This is a genomic window from Microcoleus sp. BR0-C5, from assembly GCF_036705045.1.
Classification (GTDB): Bacteria; Cyanobacteriota; Cyanobacteriia; order Cyanobacteriales; family Microcoleaceae; genus Microcoleus.
On record NZ_JAUBTR010000004.1, the window covers coordinates 56,822 to 73,649 of the forward strand.

Annotated in this window: 12 protein-coding genes; 5 read left to right on the forward strand and 7 right to left on the reverse strand. The window is 45.5% G+C overall.

The features are described 5' to 3' along the window. Positions 1-69: 69 nt before the first annotated feature. Both QUB08_RS03020 and QUB08_RS03025 read left to right on the forward strand, forming a co-directional pair. Positions 70-768: a GDYXXLXY domain-containing protein gene (locus tag QUB08_RS03020; protein WP_333223372.1), complete on the forward strand. Its 699-nt coding sequence runs from the start codon at positions 70-72 to the stop codon at positions 766-768. Positions 769-1,148: 380 nt separating this feature from the next. Then, positions 1,149-2,270: a hypothetical protein gene (locus QUB08_RS03025; protein ID WP_333223374.1), complete on the forward strand. Its 1,122-nt coding sequence runs from the start codon at positions 1,149-1,151 to the stop codon at positions 2,268-2,270. Positions 2,271-2,405: 135 nt separating this feature from the next. Here QUB08_RS03025 and QUB08_RS03030 read toward each other — a convergent pair whose 3' ends face one another. Next, positions 2,406-2,705 carry a class I SAM-dependent methyltransferase gene (locus QUB08_RS03030; protein WP_445300880.1) on the reverse strand — a complete coding sequence of 100 codons (300 nt, stop codon included), beginning with the start codon at positions 2,703-2,705 and terminating at the stop codon, positions 2,406-2,408. Positions 2,706-2,959: 254 nt separating this feature from the next. Here QUB08_RS03030 and hemH point away from each other — a divergent pair, with 254 nt between their 5' ends. Next, positions 2,960-4,123, forward strand: coding sequence for a ferrochelatase (gene hemH, locus QUB08_RS03035; RefSeq protein WP_333223376.1), 1,164 nt, complete (start codon positions 2,960-2,962; stop codon positions 4,121-4,123). 222 nt (positions 4,124-4,345) lie between these two features. On the opposite strand, the gene QUB08_RS03040 is transcribed toward hemH, so the two are convergent. Then, positions 4,346-4,957, reverse strand: a complete 612-nt coding sequence (locus QUB08_RS03040) for a DUF4126 domain-containing protein (protein ID WP_333223378.1) — start codon at positions 4,955-4,957, stop codon at positions 4,346-4,348. A gap of 331 nt (positions 4,958-5,288) precedes the next feature. On the opposite strand from QUB08_RS03040, the gene QUB08_RS03045 reads away from it, so the two are divergent. Further along, positions 5,289-6,575, forward strand: a complete 1,287-nt coding sequence (locus QUB08_RS03045) for a Glu/Leu/Phe/Val dehydrogenase (protein ID WP_333223380.1) — start codon at positions 5,289-5,291, stop codon at positions 6,573-6,575. Between the two features lie 16 nt (positions 6,576-6,591). Further along, the gene (locus QUB08_RS03050) at positions 6,592-6,753 is read left to right on the forward strand and encodes a hypothetical protein (RefSeq protein WP_333223382.1); all 162 of its coding nucleotides are present in this window, start codon (positions 6,592-6,594) and stop codon (positions 6,751-6,753) included. 117 nt (positions 6,754-6,870) lie between these two features. On the opposite strand, the gene QUB08_RS03055 is transcribed toward QUB08_RS03050, so the two are convergent. The 5 genes from QUB08_RS03055 to QUB08_RS03075 form a co-directional block, all read right to left on the reverse strand. After that, positions 6,871-7,986 (reverse strand): formylglycine-generating enzyme family protein, encoded by a 1,116-nt coding sequence (locus QUB08_RS03055; RefSeq protein ID WP_333223384.1) that lies wholly within the window; start codon positions 7,984-7,986, stop codon positions 6,871-6,873. Positions 7,987-8,150: 164 nt separating this feature from the next. Continuing rightward, on the reverse strand, positions 8,151-11,555 hold the full coding sequence (nrdJ, locus tag QUB08_RS03060; RefSeq protein ID WP_333223385.1) for a ribonucleoside-triphosphate reductase, adenosylcobalamin-dependent: 3,405 nt from the start codon (positions 11,553-11,555) through the stop codon (positions 8,151-8,153). A 208-nt stretch (positions 11,556-11,763) separates the two neighbouring features. After that, positions 11,764-12,051 (reverse strand): hypothetical protein, encoded by a 288-nt coding sequence (locus tag QUB08_RS03065; protein ID WP_006630975.1) that lies wholly within the window; start codon positions 12,049-12,051, stop codon positions 11,764-11,766. A gap of 163 nt (positions 12,052-12,214) precedes the next feature. Further along, positions 12,215-14,377: a DUF4394 domain-containing protein gene (locus tag QUB08_RS03070; RefSeq protein WP_333223387.1), complete on the reverse strand. Its 2,163-nt coding sequence runs from the start codon at positions 14,375-14,377 to the stop codon at positions 12,215-12,217. A 572-nt stretch (positions 14,378-14,949) separates the two neighbouring features. Continuing rightward, positions 14,950-16,644: a hypothetical protein gene (locus QUB08_RS03075; protein WP_333223389.1), complete on the reverse strand. Its 1,695-nt coding sequence runs from the start codon at positions 16,642-16,644 to the stop codon at positions 14,950-14,952. Positions 16,645-16,828: the final 184 nt, after the last annotated feature.

The following is a 16,828-nucleotide window of genomic DNA, read 5'->3' on the forward strand; positions in this document are numbered from 1 at the left end:
CGGATGTAACGGATTTAAGGAATAAATGACCCCTGCCCCATGCCCTATGCCCTATGCCCAATTAGTAATATGAACACCAACAACATTGACTTATTAGTTGAAAATCCAGATACAACAAATCTGTTTCAGCTTTCCCCGGAAGCAAAACGCCTTCCTGCGTGGCGGCTGTGGGTTCCTTTGCTGCTGCAAATCGGACTAATTGCCGCCGTACCCGCCACCGCCGTTTACACTTTTATTACTGGCAAAACAGTTGTCCTGCAAACAGTACCAGTAGACCCTTACGACTTTTTGCGCGGATATTACCAAGTTTTGAGCTATGATATTTCTGCTAGCACAAATCTCCAAAAACTCCCCGGCTGGAAAGATTTACCGGCAGAAAAAATATATTGTCCGCCCGGAGTTGTTTGTCCACAAAATACGCACAGTGTCAAGGCAAAAACCAGTTTTTATGTAATCTTAGAAGCGCCAAAAGCCTCGACTAATCCCGGCCGCCCCCAAGCTTGGAAACCCGTCCGCGTCAGTCTAGAAAATCCCACCAAGTTGCCCGCCAATCAAATCGCAATTAAGGGCAAATATAACGGTTGGCAGATGGAATATGGCTTAGAAACTTATTATATGCCAGAGGATGAAAGGGAAAAAGTCAATCAGGAGATTAGCGAAGCTCAAAGGAAGCAGCGACAATCTTTTGTGGTAGAAGTAAAGGTTGACAAAACAGGCCATGCTGTGCCTGTGAGTTTGTGGGTGGGCGATCGCAATTATCGATTTTAGCTGATATTTTGCACCATTGTCAGCAACAGGCAAGATGCCTGTTCCACAAAATTTTCTTGTGGAACAGGCATCTTGCCTGTTCCTAAACAAGTAATTGAGAATGGTGCAACATATGAGTTTTAGCCAATCAGGCCAAAAGGTCGTGAAGCGTAGCTATCCCGTAGGGAATCGGTATTTTGGCCTTGTTTTGAGTATTTTGGCTTAGGGAGGGGGCTGCTGTTGGGCGATTCCCTACCGCAACGGGCTCGCACGCGCGGGATAGCTTCCCTCGCGCGAAAATTTCAATTGCCGACAACCCAGGAGAATCTATTAAGATATATAAGACTTGTGCAAATCTTGCCAGTTCAAGGGCGCAAGTCATGACTCTACTGGAGCTTCTCATGTTAGCCGAGCTAATCTCAGCCAGACGCATACTCAAGACCAAACTCCTCGACTTCTTAGGACTTCCCGACAATTGCCAAGACCAAACCGATCATCTCGTCAATCGAATTGTATCCCTCCTAGAAGCAAATCCAGCCGAACAAGAAAGATTTTGGGAGACATTCAAAAGTGAATTAGCCGTCGATCCCGTAGAATTAGAAGCAATACTCAAGTGTTCGCCAGCAGAACGCCAGCAGTGGATTGAACAAGACAAACTCCCTGTTCTAGAATACCGCTCTTTCCGCAAATCAGGAATCCATTTAGAATATCCCGTTCACGACAGAAGATTCATCTTAAGTCTCACGCCCACCGATATTAATAATTGGCGCAAAGAACCCAAAGGGCTGATTAAAAATAATCGCCAAGTACCCACCCCAATTAATACAGAAAAGCCCGAAGAAAACGAACAATCACGACTAGCTTTTAGTTCCGAGTGGGAAAAAATCATTGCCGACTGGAAAGAACAAGGTTCGGCGGAAATTTCAGCAACCTTCCAGCTAGCTTACTGGACTGTTTGGGCGTCGCGCTGGGCCAAAGAAAATCAGCTTAACAGCTTTAAAGCAATTAAATATAAGGAAGTCTACGAAACTCACCAGCAGGAATGGTATCAGCGAAAAAATCAAGCAGTCAAGTTACTGATTGAAATGCCCTACGCCATGCTTTACTTCTACCGTCCGGCGGATTCTGACAAATTATATCTCGAACTGTGCGACGACCACCAGGAAATGATGAAAGATGGCTACTTTTGGGATAAGTGGGATTTTTTCTATCAGAACCGCAAACTTGTAAATAAGTGCCGCGAATGTGTGTACTGCGAAACCAAAGATTATTACTCGCTTTACTATCTCGAAATCAAAAGCGACAAGTTTCCCGACTTTAGCTTTTCTTTCCACACGCCGTACACCATCGGCAGAAAATTTTTGCCGCATCCAGAAACGCTACCTTATGTAGACCACGTTGAACAGGACGGCATTTTTCGCTTTGGCCGCCCGCTGCTGGAACAAGAGAAAGCTATTCACACAGAAAAGGATGTATTGCTAAAGTTTGAGGCGGCTTTGGCAGAAGCGAAAAAGTTTGTTTAGTCATTAGTCATTAGTCATTAGTTATGAAGGATTAGCGATGACTAAATATTCCTCATTTTAAAAGTAAGAATTCAGCAGTGTTTAGTCAATAATTGGCTCGTCCCTTACTAATGACTAATGACTTTTGAACTTGGATTACTTGAAGGCTGCCGCCATCCTAAAGTTTTTGTTGTTGAGTTCATTCGGAATTGTACGATCGCAATCCACCTCTGCAAACAAACTCCCCAAGTCAGTTTCAGTCTCAAACAACCACAAAAATACAGCCAACCCTGACCTAAATACCGGATTTGTATGCCGATGAATATCTACCAAAATGAATAGACCACCTGGCTTAAGCACGCGGTATACTTCCTGAAAGATTTGTCGCAATTGCGCCCGTTGCATTTCGTGCATCGCAACGCTGCTGCGTACTCCTGTCAAACTGACAGTCGGCAAAATCTTCTAAATAATAATTGGCTGATGGTACATTTTTCGTTGGCTGTTGTGACCCAAACGAGCATTGCCGCCTACGCTCAAAGCAGCCAGACGCCCGATCGCAATCCTAGAGACACTGATACCGATAACTTAAATCTCTAAAAAGTGTTGCCATAGTCAAAATTATGTATACCTTGCTATCGACTTAAGATATTATTAAGTTATATGATAAAGATAAGTAACAGAACTGAGACGATGGGAGAGCTGTAACCGCTATGGGTCGTGTGGGAGTATTGCTATTAAACTTGGGCGGGCCAGATCAAATCGAGGATGTCCGTCCTTTCCTGTTCAACTTGTTTGCTGACCCGGAAATCATTCGCATTCCGTTTCCGTGGATGCAAAAACCGCTCGCCTGGTTGATTTCGACCCTGCGCTTTCAAAAATCCCAGGAAAACTACCGCCAAATCGGGGGCGGCTCTCCTTTGCGGCGGATTACCGAGGAACAAGCGGCTTCGCTGCAAGAACTCTTGCAAGAAAAGGGACAGGATGCTCGAGTATACGTGGGGATGCGCTACTGGCATCCTTTTACTGAAGAGGCGATCGCCAAAATTAAGCGCGATCGCATTGAACATTTGACAATCTTGCCACTGTATCCTCAATTTTCCATCAGCACCAGCGGTTCTAGCTTCCGGCAGCTAGAAGAAATGTGGGGCAAAGATCCTGCCCTCAAGGATATAGAATATACCGCGATTCCTTCTTGGTATCAGCGGCCTGGTTACATTCAGGCAATGTCGGAATTGATAGCCCAACAACTAGACCACAATCCGAATCCCGATCGAGTTCACATCTTTTTCAGCGCCCACGGCGTCCCCCTCAGCTACGTAGAAGAGGCTGGAGACCCCTATCAGCGCGAGATTGAAGATTGCACTCGTCTGATTATGGAACATTTGAACCGATCGAACGAACACACTCTAGCTTATCAAAGTCGGGTTGGCCCGGTGGAATGGCTCAAGCCTTACACCGAAGATGCCATTACCGAATTGGCAGAAAATGGAGTCCAAGATTTGTTGGTAGTTCCGATTAGTTTTGTTTCCGAACACATCGAGACTCTGCAAGAAATTGACATGGAGTATCGAGAATTAGCAGAAGAATCCGGGATTAAAAATTTCTACCGAGTGCCCGCCCTGAATACTCATCCGGTGTTTATTGAAGCCTTGGCCGATTTAGTCATCGAGTCGATCGAATCTCCCAGCGTTAAATTCTCCGATGTTATACGCCCTTCCAAGATAGTGAAAATGTACCCTCAAGAGCAGTGGGAGTGGGGCTTGACCACGGGGGCGGAAGTCTGGAACGGTCGTGTGGCAATGATTGGTTTTGTGGCACTATTGCTGGAGTTAATTACGGGTCAGGGCCCGCTACACTCGATCGGATTGCTTTAAATTGACAGTTGACTGTTGACAGTTGACAGTTGACAGTTGACTGTTGGCTGTTGACTGTTGTTACAAATGACTAATGATATAAAATCCGTTGGTATAGGAATTATTCATCTCTCTCTTCTCTTCCTCAGCGCCCTCTGCGGTCTCTGCGGTTAAATCATTCCGAAACAACCGTAAACGAAATGACTAATCACCAATAACTAATCACCAATAACTAATCACTAATTAATCAGGATCGCGCTTGCGGCGGCGGGGATTTCCCCTATCGCCCGGTATTCCCTGACTTTTGTACCAGCGATACCACTCTTTAGAACTGCGAATTGCCAGCCACAGCAGCATCATCGCCACTAACCCTCCCTGTCGCGGTGCGTCAAAGGCAAACAAAACCAAGGAAATGCACAGAACATCTTGGAGGAAAATCACCCAAATCGGCAAACCCCGCAGCCGATAAAACCATCCTGCTTGTACCAGTTGCAGCACTAAAGCCAACAAACCTCCGACAATACCAATTATCCACAGCATCCAAGGGTGAGCAATAATTTCATCGATCGAACTTACCTGAGCGATCGCAATTCCCATAATTGCTCCTACAATGGGACTGAAAATAATTTGCACAATTTGCAGTACCCGCTGTCCCACAAAAGTTTTAGAAGCAAATAACTCTAACAGCGACCAACTCACCAAGATGGTGATAGCCACCTGGGGGGGAACCCCCGACAATAGAGGTATTTCCGACCAAAGTTTGTCAATCCGCAACAAACCAATTAACAGCAGGGGCAGGGCAATTCTCATACCCCCTGCCGCAGACGCAGAAAGTGCGGCTAGGAGTCCAACCATAATAATAATAATTCAGTTTCTAACGTCAGCTAAAGCCTCGATCTATTTCAGAATTTAATTCCCCTGATGGCTGGCACTGATTTGAGCGATCGAACTCAAATTGAGGCTTGAGCTTAAATATCACCCTCTATTGTAAGTGTATCTGCTTAATCGCTGCTTGGGACTGCTCGAAAAGTCGATCGACACAAGGCACTGTGTGGACAGTTGACCGTTGACAGTTGACAGAATTCAACCTGGATTGTGATTAAATTAGCTTAAGCACCCAAAGCCTTCTTCTCTCTGATAACAGTCAACACTCAACACTCAACAGTCAACTAACAACTAACTTCTTATGTCTGATTCATTATTTGCCGATGCCAGTCGCCGATTAGAACGAGCCTTAAAATATGTGTCGCTTTCCGAGGATACGATCGAACGGCTGAAACACCCCAAATCCAGTTTAATTGTATCGATACCCGTGCGGATGGACGACGGTTCCCTGCGAATTTTCCAAGGTTATCGGGTGCGCTACGACAATACCAGAGGCCCGTCTAAAGGAGGAGTGCGCTATCATCCGGGAGTAACCCTTGATGAAGTGCAATCCTTAGCATTTTGGATGACTTTTAAATGTGCAGTTTTGAACTTGCCCTTTGGAGGAGCCAAGGGCGGAATTACTCTCAATCCCAAGGAATTGTCCAAACTGGAATTGGAACGGTTGAGCCGGGGCTATGTCGATGCGATCGCAGATTTCATCGGCCCCGATGTCGATATTCCCGCGCCGGATGTCTACACCAACCCCATGATTATGGGTTGGATGATGGATCAATACAATATTATTAAGCGGCAGCTTTCTCCAGCGGTAGTGACTGGTAAACCAGTGACAATTGGTGGCAGTTTGGGCAGAGATACCGCAACCGCAATGGGTGCTTTTTTTGTAGTACAAACTATTCTACCCAAATTTGAGCTAAATCCTCAAGATACAACTGTAGCAGTACAAGGTTTTGGTAATGCCGGTGCCGAAATAGCAGAACTGCTCTGGAAAGCAGGTTACAAAGTTGTTGCTGTCAGCGATTCCCAAGGGGGAATTTATGCTAAACAAGGTCTGGATATCCCCAGTATTAGAAGCTTTAAAGACTCTAACAAAGGTATCAAAGCTGTTTACTGCGAAGATTCGGTTTGCAATATTATCGAACACGAAATATTGACAAATGAGCAACTTTTAGCATTAGATGTAGACGTGCTGGTTCCAGCAGCTTTGGAGAATCAAATAACTGAAGCGAATGTTAATGATGTTAAGGCTAAGTTTATTTTTGAAGTAGCTAACGGGCCGATTGATTCTGCTGCTGATTTGGTTTTAGAAGCGAGGGGAATTCAGGTAATTCCTGATATTTTAGTCAATGCCGGAGGCGTAACGGTTAGTTATTTTGAGTGGGTGCAAAACCGCAGCGGACTTTATTGGACGCTGGAGGAAGTCAACCAGCGGTTGAAGCATAAAATGGTCGAAGAAACTGAAGCAATTTGGAAAAAATCTCAGGAATTGTCAGTTTCCATGAGAACTGCTGCTTACGTGTACGGGCTAAATCGACTCGGAGAAGCGATGAATGCGAAGGGAACGCGGGATTATTATGTGAAGGGTTGAGAAAAGTGCGGTAAGATTGTGCGATCGTACAATCTTACCGCAGTTATTCGAGAAGAGTGCAGTCTACGAACCGACTTTGCAAAACTTGGCTTTGAATTGGGGAATTTTAGGCCTGCACGCAGCAGTTTATTTAACCGCAACTTTGCTGTTGCAGAAGCGGAAAGATATTTTCAAATAACGCAGGACACGGCTATGTTCTCTTAGTCCGCGCAGGCGGACTTCGTTTGACAAGAAGCGATTTCAATCGCCGATTTCCTCAAGGGTAAAAGAGTAGAGAAGAATCCTCGCGGGAAAACTAGGAGGGCGAAGAAACCGACGCTACTGCTACGCGAAAACCACTATCCCTCAAGCTGTAGCCCACCGAATTCATGCTACGATACGCACTCCGGCAAAAGACCGCACTGCTGAACCAGGAACCGCCACGCTGCACTCGGCTATTATTTGAGCTAGTTTCCCATGAACTTCCGTCAGTTGGTGCGCCGTTATAGCTATTGTGGCTCGTATCGCTGCACCACTCCCAAACATTGCCGTGCATATCGTACAGTCCAAAAGCATTGGGGGGAAAACTCCCGACATCGGTTGTTTGTTCGGGGTAGGAAAGTTTTTGGCAGGCCCTTGGGGAGAAGTAGTCTTCTTTATAGTTGACTAATTCCGGGGTAATCGTTTCCCCAAAATGAAATAGGGTGGTTGTACCAGCACGACAGGCGTATTCCCATTCTGCTTCACTTAGGAGGCGATATTTTTTCCCGGTTTGTTGCGAGAGTTTGCCACAGAATTCGATGGCCTCAGTCCACCATACATTTTCTACAGGACGTTTTTCACCTTTGAAACCCGATCGGTTTTTTCCCATGACTGCTTGCCACTGTGCTTGGGTGATGGGGTATTTTCCTGTATAAAAGGCCGGTACTGTGACTTGATGCTGCGGACTTTCCCAAGTCTGTCGTCCTTCTTCGCTGTTGGAGGAACCCATCATAAATGTGCCGCCGGGAATGTAAACCATTTCCAGTACAATTCCGTCACCTAAGTCTTCAGGAAAAAAGCCAGCAAAGGACTTACTGCGACTGTTTTCTTTTCCATACGCATCGACTGTGATGACATCAAATTCAAATATAGGAGAATAGTTCTGTAAATGTTGTTTAATCTCCCCCTCATTTCTATCTTTTAGCAGTGAATAGGCAGCAAATTTTACCTGCATTGACTCATCTTGCAATCCTCCAATTATCAAATCTAAGCCTGCTTTTCCATATCTCAACGCTTCGGAGAGTGCGGCGATTCTAGCTTCGACAGCGGGCGAGGCTAAGCGGCTTTTAACGCCGGGAATGCCTCCGAGTACCGCAGCATTGACAGGAATTGAATTTTGACCGCCGAGGACGGCATCGTATTCTCTAGGTTCATTCTGGTTGTCTGACATTGCACTAAAGCCTCTGCATTTTATTAATTCAGCACAACTTTAATCTCTGATTTTCGAATGATAGCATTTTTAGCTCCCCCCTCGATTATGCGGCGGTTTCAACCGTCTATTTGCTGAAAATAATTACAAAAAATCCCCCATTTGGGGGATTTAGTTCAACGGTATTATATAGCCTTAGTCTCCGGCATCAAACACTTATCGGAATCGCAGCCCGCCGGCCCCGAATCCATCATTTCACCTAAGTCATAGCGACTCAAAGCCGCGTGAAAAACATCAATTTCGCGGCGTCCTAATGCCTCTTGCACCATCTTGGTGTAAATTTCCTTGCTCACCGGTTCAAAGGGCAAACGCGGGAAAGTTTCAAGAGCATCAAACCGAGCCAAAAGCGCTGCGGAAATGTAGCCTTCATCATCGCGAATCGCTTCATAAATCCGAGTGCCCAAACTTTCCACTTCATTTTCGCGCAGTTCAATCGTGGCCGAAGTGTTATGTCTGACATAGAACTTTTGCACTTGCATATAAAAGTCCATTTGTGCCGCTGCTGAGAACTTGTTAATGTCAATTTCATCAGCACCGGGCAAGTCAGCCCAACTTACCGCAACAGGTATTTCTACCAGCCATTCTGTACAGCGTTCATCGAAGGGATTGTTCAGCAAATTGCCGTTTTCATCTTTGTCAGATTGAGACGGAATCACGTTGTATCCGTAGTCGATGCAGGCGAGGGCTACGGGGTCGTTTTTGCCGAAAGTGATTCGGCGAATGAAACGCTGGGCTTTCGGCGGATGCCAGCCGGGAGAAGCACCTGTCAGCAGAGATTTAGTACCCGATGGTTGAACCGTTGTGCAGCGATTTGGGCGTTTTAAGGAATGGCGATCGCAATAATCCCATACTACCCGATCGACAATCTCGCGCCAACCACTCAAATACTCTTCTTCCCGCTGTTTAAACGCGATTCCTTGGGGAGTTTGCGGGCGGCCTTCCACCCACCAGCGCAGCCACTCAACGCCAAAAGCATGAACGAAGAAATCGAACAATCCCGTGAAAGATACGCCGACAATCGGGTCTAATTCGCGGCTGTATTGATAGCGGGGTTCAAGAAATTTGTGATTGAGAAGTACGGCGACAGATAGAGCTCCGGCGGTGAAAGCTTCCTCCTGTTCTTTGAAATTGTAAGGATCAAGTTGATTGAGGTGAACCTCCGAAAGGTTGCAATGAAAATTCGAGCCAATGATTTCCCCACAATTGTGAGTAATACAACCATTAGCAATGAAAGAGTGAGTTAAGGGAACATGGAGGTCATAGACTGTTTCTTCTCCGAACTCTTCTACACTTTTCACTTTTGAAGTATAGCGGTGTTTGACAACTGCTTCGCTGTAATTCCTGGTTTGCGGTTTGATAGCAAGTTGCTCTAAACGCTGTTGTTTTTCTGGCACAAGTGGGAAACCAATCAATTTACAGAAGTTTTTGGCTCCATCTCCTGAGTAAATTATGATTCGCCAACTCCCTCGGTTATTACTGACTTTCTCAGTGCCATCCTTTAAAGTATATGGAACTCCTTTACCACCTGGTTTTTCCTTGATTTTTAGACTGCTTTTGATTCCCAAGTTGAGCAGCAATAGTTGAATTTGTTTCAGTAATTCCTGAGAACGGTTGCGAAGTTCTATGTGCTTTGCTTTAATACTCACGCTACCGTCGGAACAAAACAATCCCTGAAGGAAACCAATGATTACCTCTTTTGATTGAGATAGAAATGTATTCGGCAAACAGTCTTTAGACTGAATCCCTAATTCTTCAAGGAATGAGTGCATCAAAGGTGAGCCACTGTGAAAAGTATAGACTCCTTTAACTATACTGGGCTTGTGGGGATAGCCTGTCAAAGATTCAACGGCTTCAAATAGAACAGGAAATACAGTTGAATATTCCTTTTGATTGATGTAGAATACTGCGTCTAAGCCTTTAGCTCCTTGGTAAATTGAACCATCTCCATACAACCAACCTAACATTTGAGCTTGAGTGACTGCGATCGTACTTTTGCCAAAACTCCCTTCTCCTCTCTGGATGAAGATAGCGCGATCGGGGGTTAAGTCTTTGGTTGCTACCCAACCTAGATCGGTAAAATGTTGATGGTCAGCAGTACATCTCATCTGAAGCCCATTTTCTAGTGTGATAGAGTAGGTATTCTGTACACCCGTAGAGAAGGCGATCGCATCAGTTAATTTCAACCCGTCTAGTCCCACAGACCGCAAATCAACTAAGGCTTTAAAATGCTTGCCAACTAAATCTTTGATAGGGACTAATCCTTGGTCAGTTGAAACTAATGTGTCGCCCGAATGACAAGGGTTTAAACCATAGCGAGCCAAACGGTGATTGATTTCAGTTTCAGAAATGTGAGGATAATGCTTTTGCAACCAATGCTTACTGTTGCCAAGAGCGTAGGCTTTGAGAAATTCATCCTTGAGTTCAGGACTTGTTAAGATATCACAGTTAGATCTTGCTATGGCTTCCCCAGACCATTGAATCGCACCTTCTCCGCTATAATACTGTTGGCGAACGGCATCAATACACTCTTCCCGCGTCGGTTTATGATGAAAAACGCGAGAGTGATTTGCCATTCTCAAAGCATCTCGATCGGGGTCGATTTTCCAGTTGCCATTTTCATCTTGCTGCCACAGATTATTTTTAGCATTTGCGCCCAGTTCATCACTTGAATCAAATTGACGAATCCCCGCGCTTCGGCGTATATTGCCAGCGACGATCGTGACCGCAGCTTCATCTATCAACACGCAGCATTCAACTGAATTTAACTGCCGCCCTAAAGCTTTATTCAAAATTGCGGCGCAGCGCTGATAAAGGTCTGGCAATTTCACCGGATTTGCTACTCCGCCAAAACCTTTTAAAGGTTCTCCCACCGGGCGAACATCGCTCAAATCGATGAAAACTTGAACTTCTCCTGCAAATCTTTCATCTGTGGATAATTCCAGCAAAGTTTGATAGGATTGTACCCAACCTTGGCGAGAATCTCCGACATAAATAGTGGCGGTTTTTTCTGCTATTTTTACTTCTGTTTCTTGACGGCGCGACTGGGCGGGTGTAGAGCCGATTTCGCCTTGCATGGTTAGGGTTAAACGGTTGCGGATAGGCGGCAGTTGGTTGATATATTGTGGTTCCAAGACTGCCCCAGTGCCGCAGCCCATCATTGCCAAGTCCATCAACAAGCCAAAGGAACGCCAGTCGAGAATATTTGTTGATGAGCAATTATATGCGCCGGAAAAATTCTCTGGTTGCTCGATCCATTTGCTGCCACCTACCCACAGCCAGCGGCCTGAAGCGAGGGTTTTGAGCTCGTTTTGCATCCGGTGCAGCAGTTGTGTTTCTTCGGGAGTGAGGTTTCCCAGCTTTTGCAGCCCCTTGACTGTTCTCGCGCACACTTCGGCCCAAGTTTCCCTTCCTGTCTCGGTACGGCGGCTGTAAGTCCTAAAAAATACTGGATTGGCTGCGGGTGCTGTTTCGGGGAAATCGGACAGGTTGCGTTGATCGCTGGCACTTGATCGCTCTAATTCTCGAACCATAGGTTGTGTACTGACGTGTCGGAATAAATCAACAGACTACGAATATACAACAGGATTCAGATTTAGGGTAAAAGGTTAATATATTTGACAATTTGCACTAGATATGGGGCACAGAACTGTACAAGCTCGATCGGGCGATATCCTCAAAACTTGACGAAAAAACCCGATTTCTTCCTGAAACCGGGTGAAGCGCAAATCTTGTCAATTGTCAATCCTTTGTCAATAAAAACTCAATATTCGGTAACAGCGGGTCTTGAACAACCCCCACACCGTTAAAGCCCCAACGTTCAAGCAGCTTTTTTACCTGAGAACCGGAAATCGATTCTACTCCGAATCGATCGGCAACATCAGCAGCGTGGGCATTGAGATAGCTCAAAGCGTCATAGTCTTCGCGAAACATCAGCAGGTAACTCACTGCCGCATCTGGATTGGGATTCGCGGACAGATATTTGCCGTCACTGCGGGAACGTAGCAAGTAAAAAACTTGAGATAACATATTATCTTGGTTGGCAAAATAATATGTTACCTCAAATTGGGAATTGGGAATTGCCCAAACGACTTTAGACTGACAATTTCAGATTGTAGAAAAGTTGATTTTTTTTCAACTTTCTACCTAAAAAGTACATAATTGATGCCTAAAATCGCTGGGAATCTAGCAGTTAAATCAAAGTCAGTGCTAAACCTTTAATCCCTCGCCCGTCACCAATTTGACCGACAATCGAAGCTTGACCGGTCGTCAAATTGATATTGTATAGACTGGAAACTCCGCCAACATCGATCGCCGCCAAAGCCGTCTCGTTACCGCCAACACTCCTGATATCAAAGCCGAGAACGGTACCAGCATCAATTCCCAAAGACCCGATAGTATTCAACACGCCATTATTCGGCGGATCTTGCCGCACCAAAATGTCTAAATTGGTGTCAATTGCAAACAGTGTCGTCGAAGCTGCCCCTGCAAAGTTATTCACATACGCAGCAGCAGCAGCCGCGCCGGGATTGCCAAAATTGCGATCGCCCGCAGCATAAGCCAAATTCCCGTCGAGTTGAACTCCCCCCGTCAGCGTGTCAACATCGACAATTGCCCCGGTATCCGGGTTGAGGCGGGCGTTTTGACCGGCTTGATTGACAAACCGAATTCGATCGACTGTCGGATTGAAATCAAAACCCGCAGCCCCCGGAGTTAGAGGAACAGCAAACTGTCCGCTACCGACTGCACTTGCAGCCCCAGTAACGGGATTGATCGCGTACAAGCGATTGCTAGAACCCACACCGTAAAGCAAACCGTTAGCGGGGCGAAAATCAATTCCCAGCAAACTTTCTCCGGGCTGCAACCCTGTAACTGCCACGTCGCTGAGAATCGCCCGCGGTGCCGCCTCGTTAAAACCGACAATTGTTTCAGCGCCATTTCTGACAGTTAAAGCGTAAGCTGTAGGCAAAGGCAAAGCCAAACCGTTAATCTGTCTCCCGTCGGCAATTTGACCGACAAAGGAAGCTTGACCGCTACTTAAATTGATATTGTACAAGCCGGAAATCCCACCAACTTCCAGCGCCGCCACTGCCACCTCGCGGCCGCCAATACTCCTGACATCAAAGCCGAGAACGCTAGTAGCATCAACTCCCAAAGATCCGATCGTATTCAATCCTCCATTATTCGGCGGATCTTGTCGCACCAAAACATCCAAATCGCTGTCAATTGCAAATAGTGTGGTCGAAGTTGCGCCCGCAAAGTTATTCGTGTACGCAGCCCCTGCTGCTGCAGGATTTGACCCAAAATTGCGATCGCCCGCAACATAAGCCAAATTCCCGTCGAGTTGAATTCCCCCCGCCAGCGTGTCAAAATCCACAAGTGCCCCGTTATCCGGGTTGAGGCGGGCGTTTTGATCGGCTTGATTGACAAACCGAATTCGATCGACTGTCGGATTGAAATCAAAACCCGCAGCCCCCGGAGTTAGGGGAACAGCAAACTGCCCGTTACCGACTGGACTTGCTTCGCCAGTCATCGGATTGACAGTATACAAGCGATTGCTAGAACCCACACCGTAAAGTCTGCCGTTAGCCGGCCGATAATCAATTCCCAGCAAACTTTCTCCCGCTGGCAATCCAGTCACGGGCAAATCTGAGAGCACACTTCCCGGATTGGAAAGACTAAAACCCACAATCCGATTAGCAGGAGTTAAAGCATAAGCCGTTGTCCGCGCTGGAGGCGGGGGGCTGGGAACAACGCTGCCAATATTATTAGTGAAACTTGCCTGGTTAATTGCACTTTGTCTCACCCCTCTGAGAGTAGCGAGAAATTCTCCAGTCACTCGGTCTTGAATAACAGTATCGTTTCCAGCTTCCAGAATATTCAAGTCGCTAAAACTGATACCTTCCCCCAAACCGATTAAATCTGTACCTGGTACAAAATCGGCGATCACGTCCGCATTTGCCAAACTAACACCGCCACTGGTTAGGAAAGGGTCAGCCTCAGCGTAGCGCCTCAAAACAAATAGGTCTGCCCCCTCTCCCCCTATCAGGACATCAGTATCTCGATCCCCGGACAAAACATCATTGCCGGAGTTTCCCGATATGGAATCGCTGCCTTTTCCGCCCACTAAAAAATCGTTACCTTCTCCGCCGTTAATAGTGTCGTTCTCTAAATCTCCAAATAGCGAATCTTGACCTAAATTGCCATCAATTAAATCGCTTTGCTTACCTCCAAAAATGCTGTCATTACCGGAATTTCCCGCAATGGTGTCATTGCCCATCAAACCAAAAACTAGGTCATCTTCTGGAGTTCCTGCTAGCAAATTTGCTTGTGCGGTGTCTCTAATTTCTGCCATGCTCTAATCACCCTCTAATTTTGATACTTCTGTGGCCTAACGGCGGCGGTATTCTCAGTCAAAATATCACAAATTCGCACTTTTAGGATAGTTTTTATTATTTTCGGCTTTAGGGGTGGGTTGCCATAAAACTATTACACGCCGCTAAAATGATATATAAACCGGCCCCCCGATTCAAATAAACCCACTCCTCAATACATATCACTTAGCCGTATTTTAGAGTTTGCTGTGTAGCCAAGCGCGATCGCACCTCAACTGAAAACAGGCAAGCTGAAATTTTTAGGGTGCGAACCTATGAAATTTTGTATTGCGTTCATTAGTAATATACGCTGACTCTATAATTTTGGATCTGTACAGTTAGAAATTATTTTTCAAATTTAATCTTAAAGCCTGCGAAGGTGGGCTTTGTGTGTAGCAGCGACCACCAGCGCTCAATATAAAGTAGAGTATAAATGCGGAATTGGCATAATAAGTTAGTCGAACAGTCGTCTGAAGACGACTTAAGCTTTCAGGCAGGGGTTTAAGCCCCTGCCTGAATCGGAGTTTCACGTTTGATCCCTACCCCTGCTTTTTCAAGCTTTCAGCAGTGCTTTAGAAGCTGATTGCCCTGCGAGTCTCAGTTGCGATCGCAATTTGAGATTCAACAACAGCAACACAGTCCACTGACTGAGTATCGAAATCAAAATCGTAGTTCCAGATCCTATGTCAGGCGAAAAAGACCCAAAAATCGGAAAGGTTGAAGATAGCCAGAAGACAGGATTTTTTTCTGGAGTGAGCAAGAGCATAGATAAAATCACAGGTGGTAACAAGATAGCACCGCTGATAGTACCTACGGCCCAAATTTCCTGATTGCGGGTTTTGAGAAATAGGAATAGTTGGGTGATGGTTGCGTAGATGAGGATCAGATTGATACCGAGAATGACATTCCAAAATATGCTTGTGTGAGACTTTTGAAACTCGCCCCGATGTATTAAAATTAGTCCGCTGAGTAAAATGAAGGATGAGCTGAGGAGATTAATCGCGATCGCAACTACAGCCGGACTTTTTTCGCTCCAAACCAAATCGAGTAGTGGGTAACGTCGCCACAACTTTTGACCGCTGGGAACAATTTGTTGCCGATACCTTGCCCAATCATACAAAGATTGTCTGTCAGATGTTAAAGATGCTATTACAATTAAGAACATCACCAAATTCAAGGTTAGCAAAGGAAAAGTTTTACCGTAGGCTAGGGGGTCAGATTGGAGTGCAAAGCCTAAGATAATGGGCTGACAGCAGATAACAGCAAAATAACTTTGTCGCTTGCTCAAAACTGTAGTAGTGGGATTGGGAAAACGGCGCTGCCATCCCTGCCACATCCAATAGGTTCCGATACTACAAATTGACATAGACAAAATAATGCCACTTACAATATTTTTACCGATGGGCAAGTAAAACCATTGTAACTGGTGTATGTCTGCACCTAATGAATTGAATTCGTAGTTATCCATTCTTCCAACAATTAGATATCTTAGGATGCCAATGGCAGATACAAATGTTCCTAAATCCCCAGCAGTTACTGTCAACTTAATTGTAGAGATTACAAACACAAACAAAGCGATACCGCTAGCCAACCAAGGTTGAAATCCTCCCAACCAACTGGTTGTCAATCCAAATAGCATCGCAGTGCTGTAGAATAAACTACAACTGGCTGCGATCGCCATGTAGAAGCATAAAATTTCATTCAAAGGTATTTGAGCAGCTAATCCACTGTATAGATGTAGTGGTATCGCCAGAATTGCTGCTAGATATACTAAAATAGGGACACCGAGAATTTTGCCAATAAAAATGGTGTTGGCAGATTGGGGACTGAGGCGAATAAAGTTGAGCGTACCCCGGCGTTCCTCCTTGTCTAAGTCACTGACGAGCATATAAGTCCCTGCTACTAATAGGACTAACACGCTAAATATACTCAGCCAAATAAATATTTCTACCCACCACTTGGGCCAATCAATTACTATGTTACCCAAGGTATCTGTGAGACATTTTGTTCCTGGTTTTGTGTCAGTGGTCGTCTTTAAAACACAAAATCTGTTATAAATCGGTTCAGTACGATCGACATTACGAAGGGCAACGGGTAACTGGGCGGTGTAATACATGAACAGCAGCAGTTGAGGCCCTAATGAGAAAGCAGATGCGATCGCCATATTGCCAATATTCAAGCGGCCTTTGATTTCTCGAAATAACTGGGGATTCCAGTTGCCGATTTTGTCCAGTAAGTTGAGTGTCATGGTTGATTAGTTATTGGTAATTCTCTCTCTTCTCTTCCTCTGTGTCCTCTGCGCTCTCTGCGGTTAAATAATTCCGGTCCAACCGTAAAGAATATAACTCAGTTATAACTCACTGTTGAATTATTTTCAATAACGGGAAAGATGCCCGTTCCACAAAGAATTAATTTGATTATGGAAACGACTA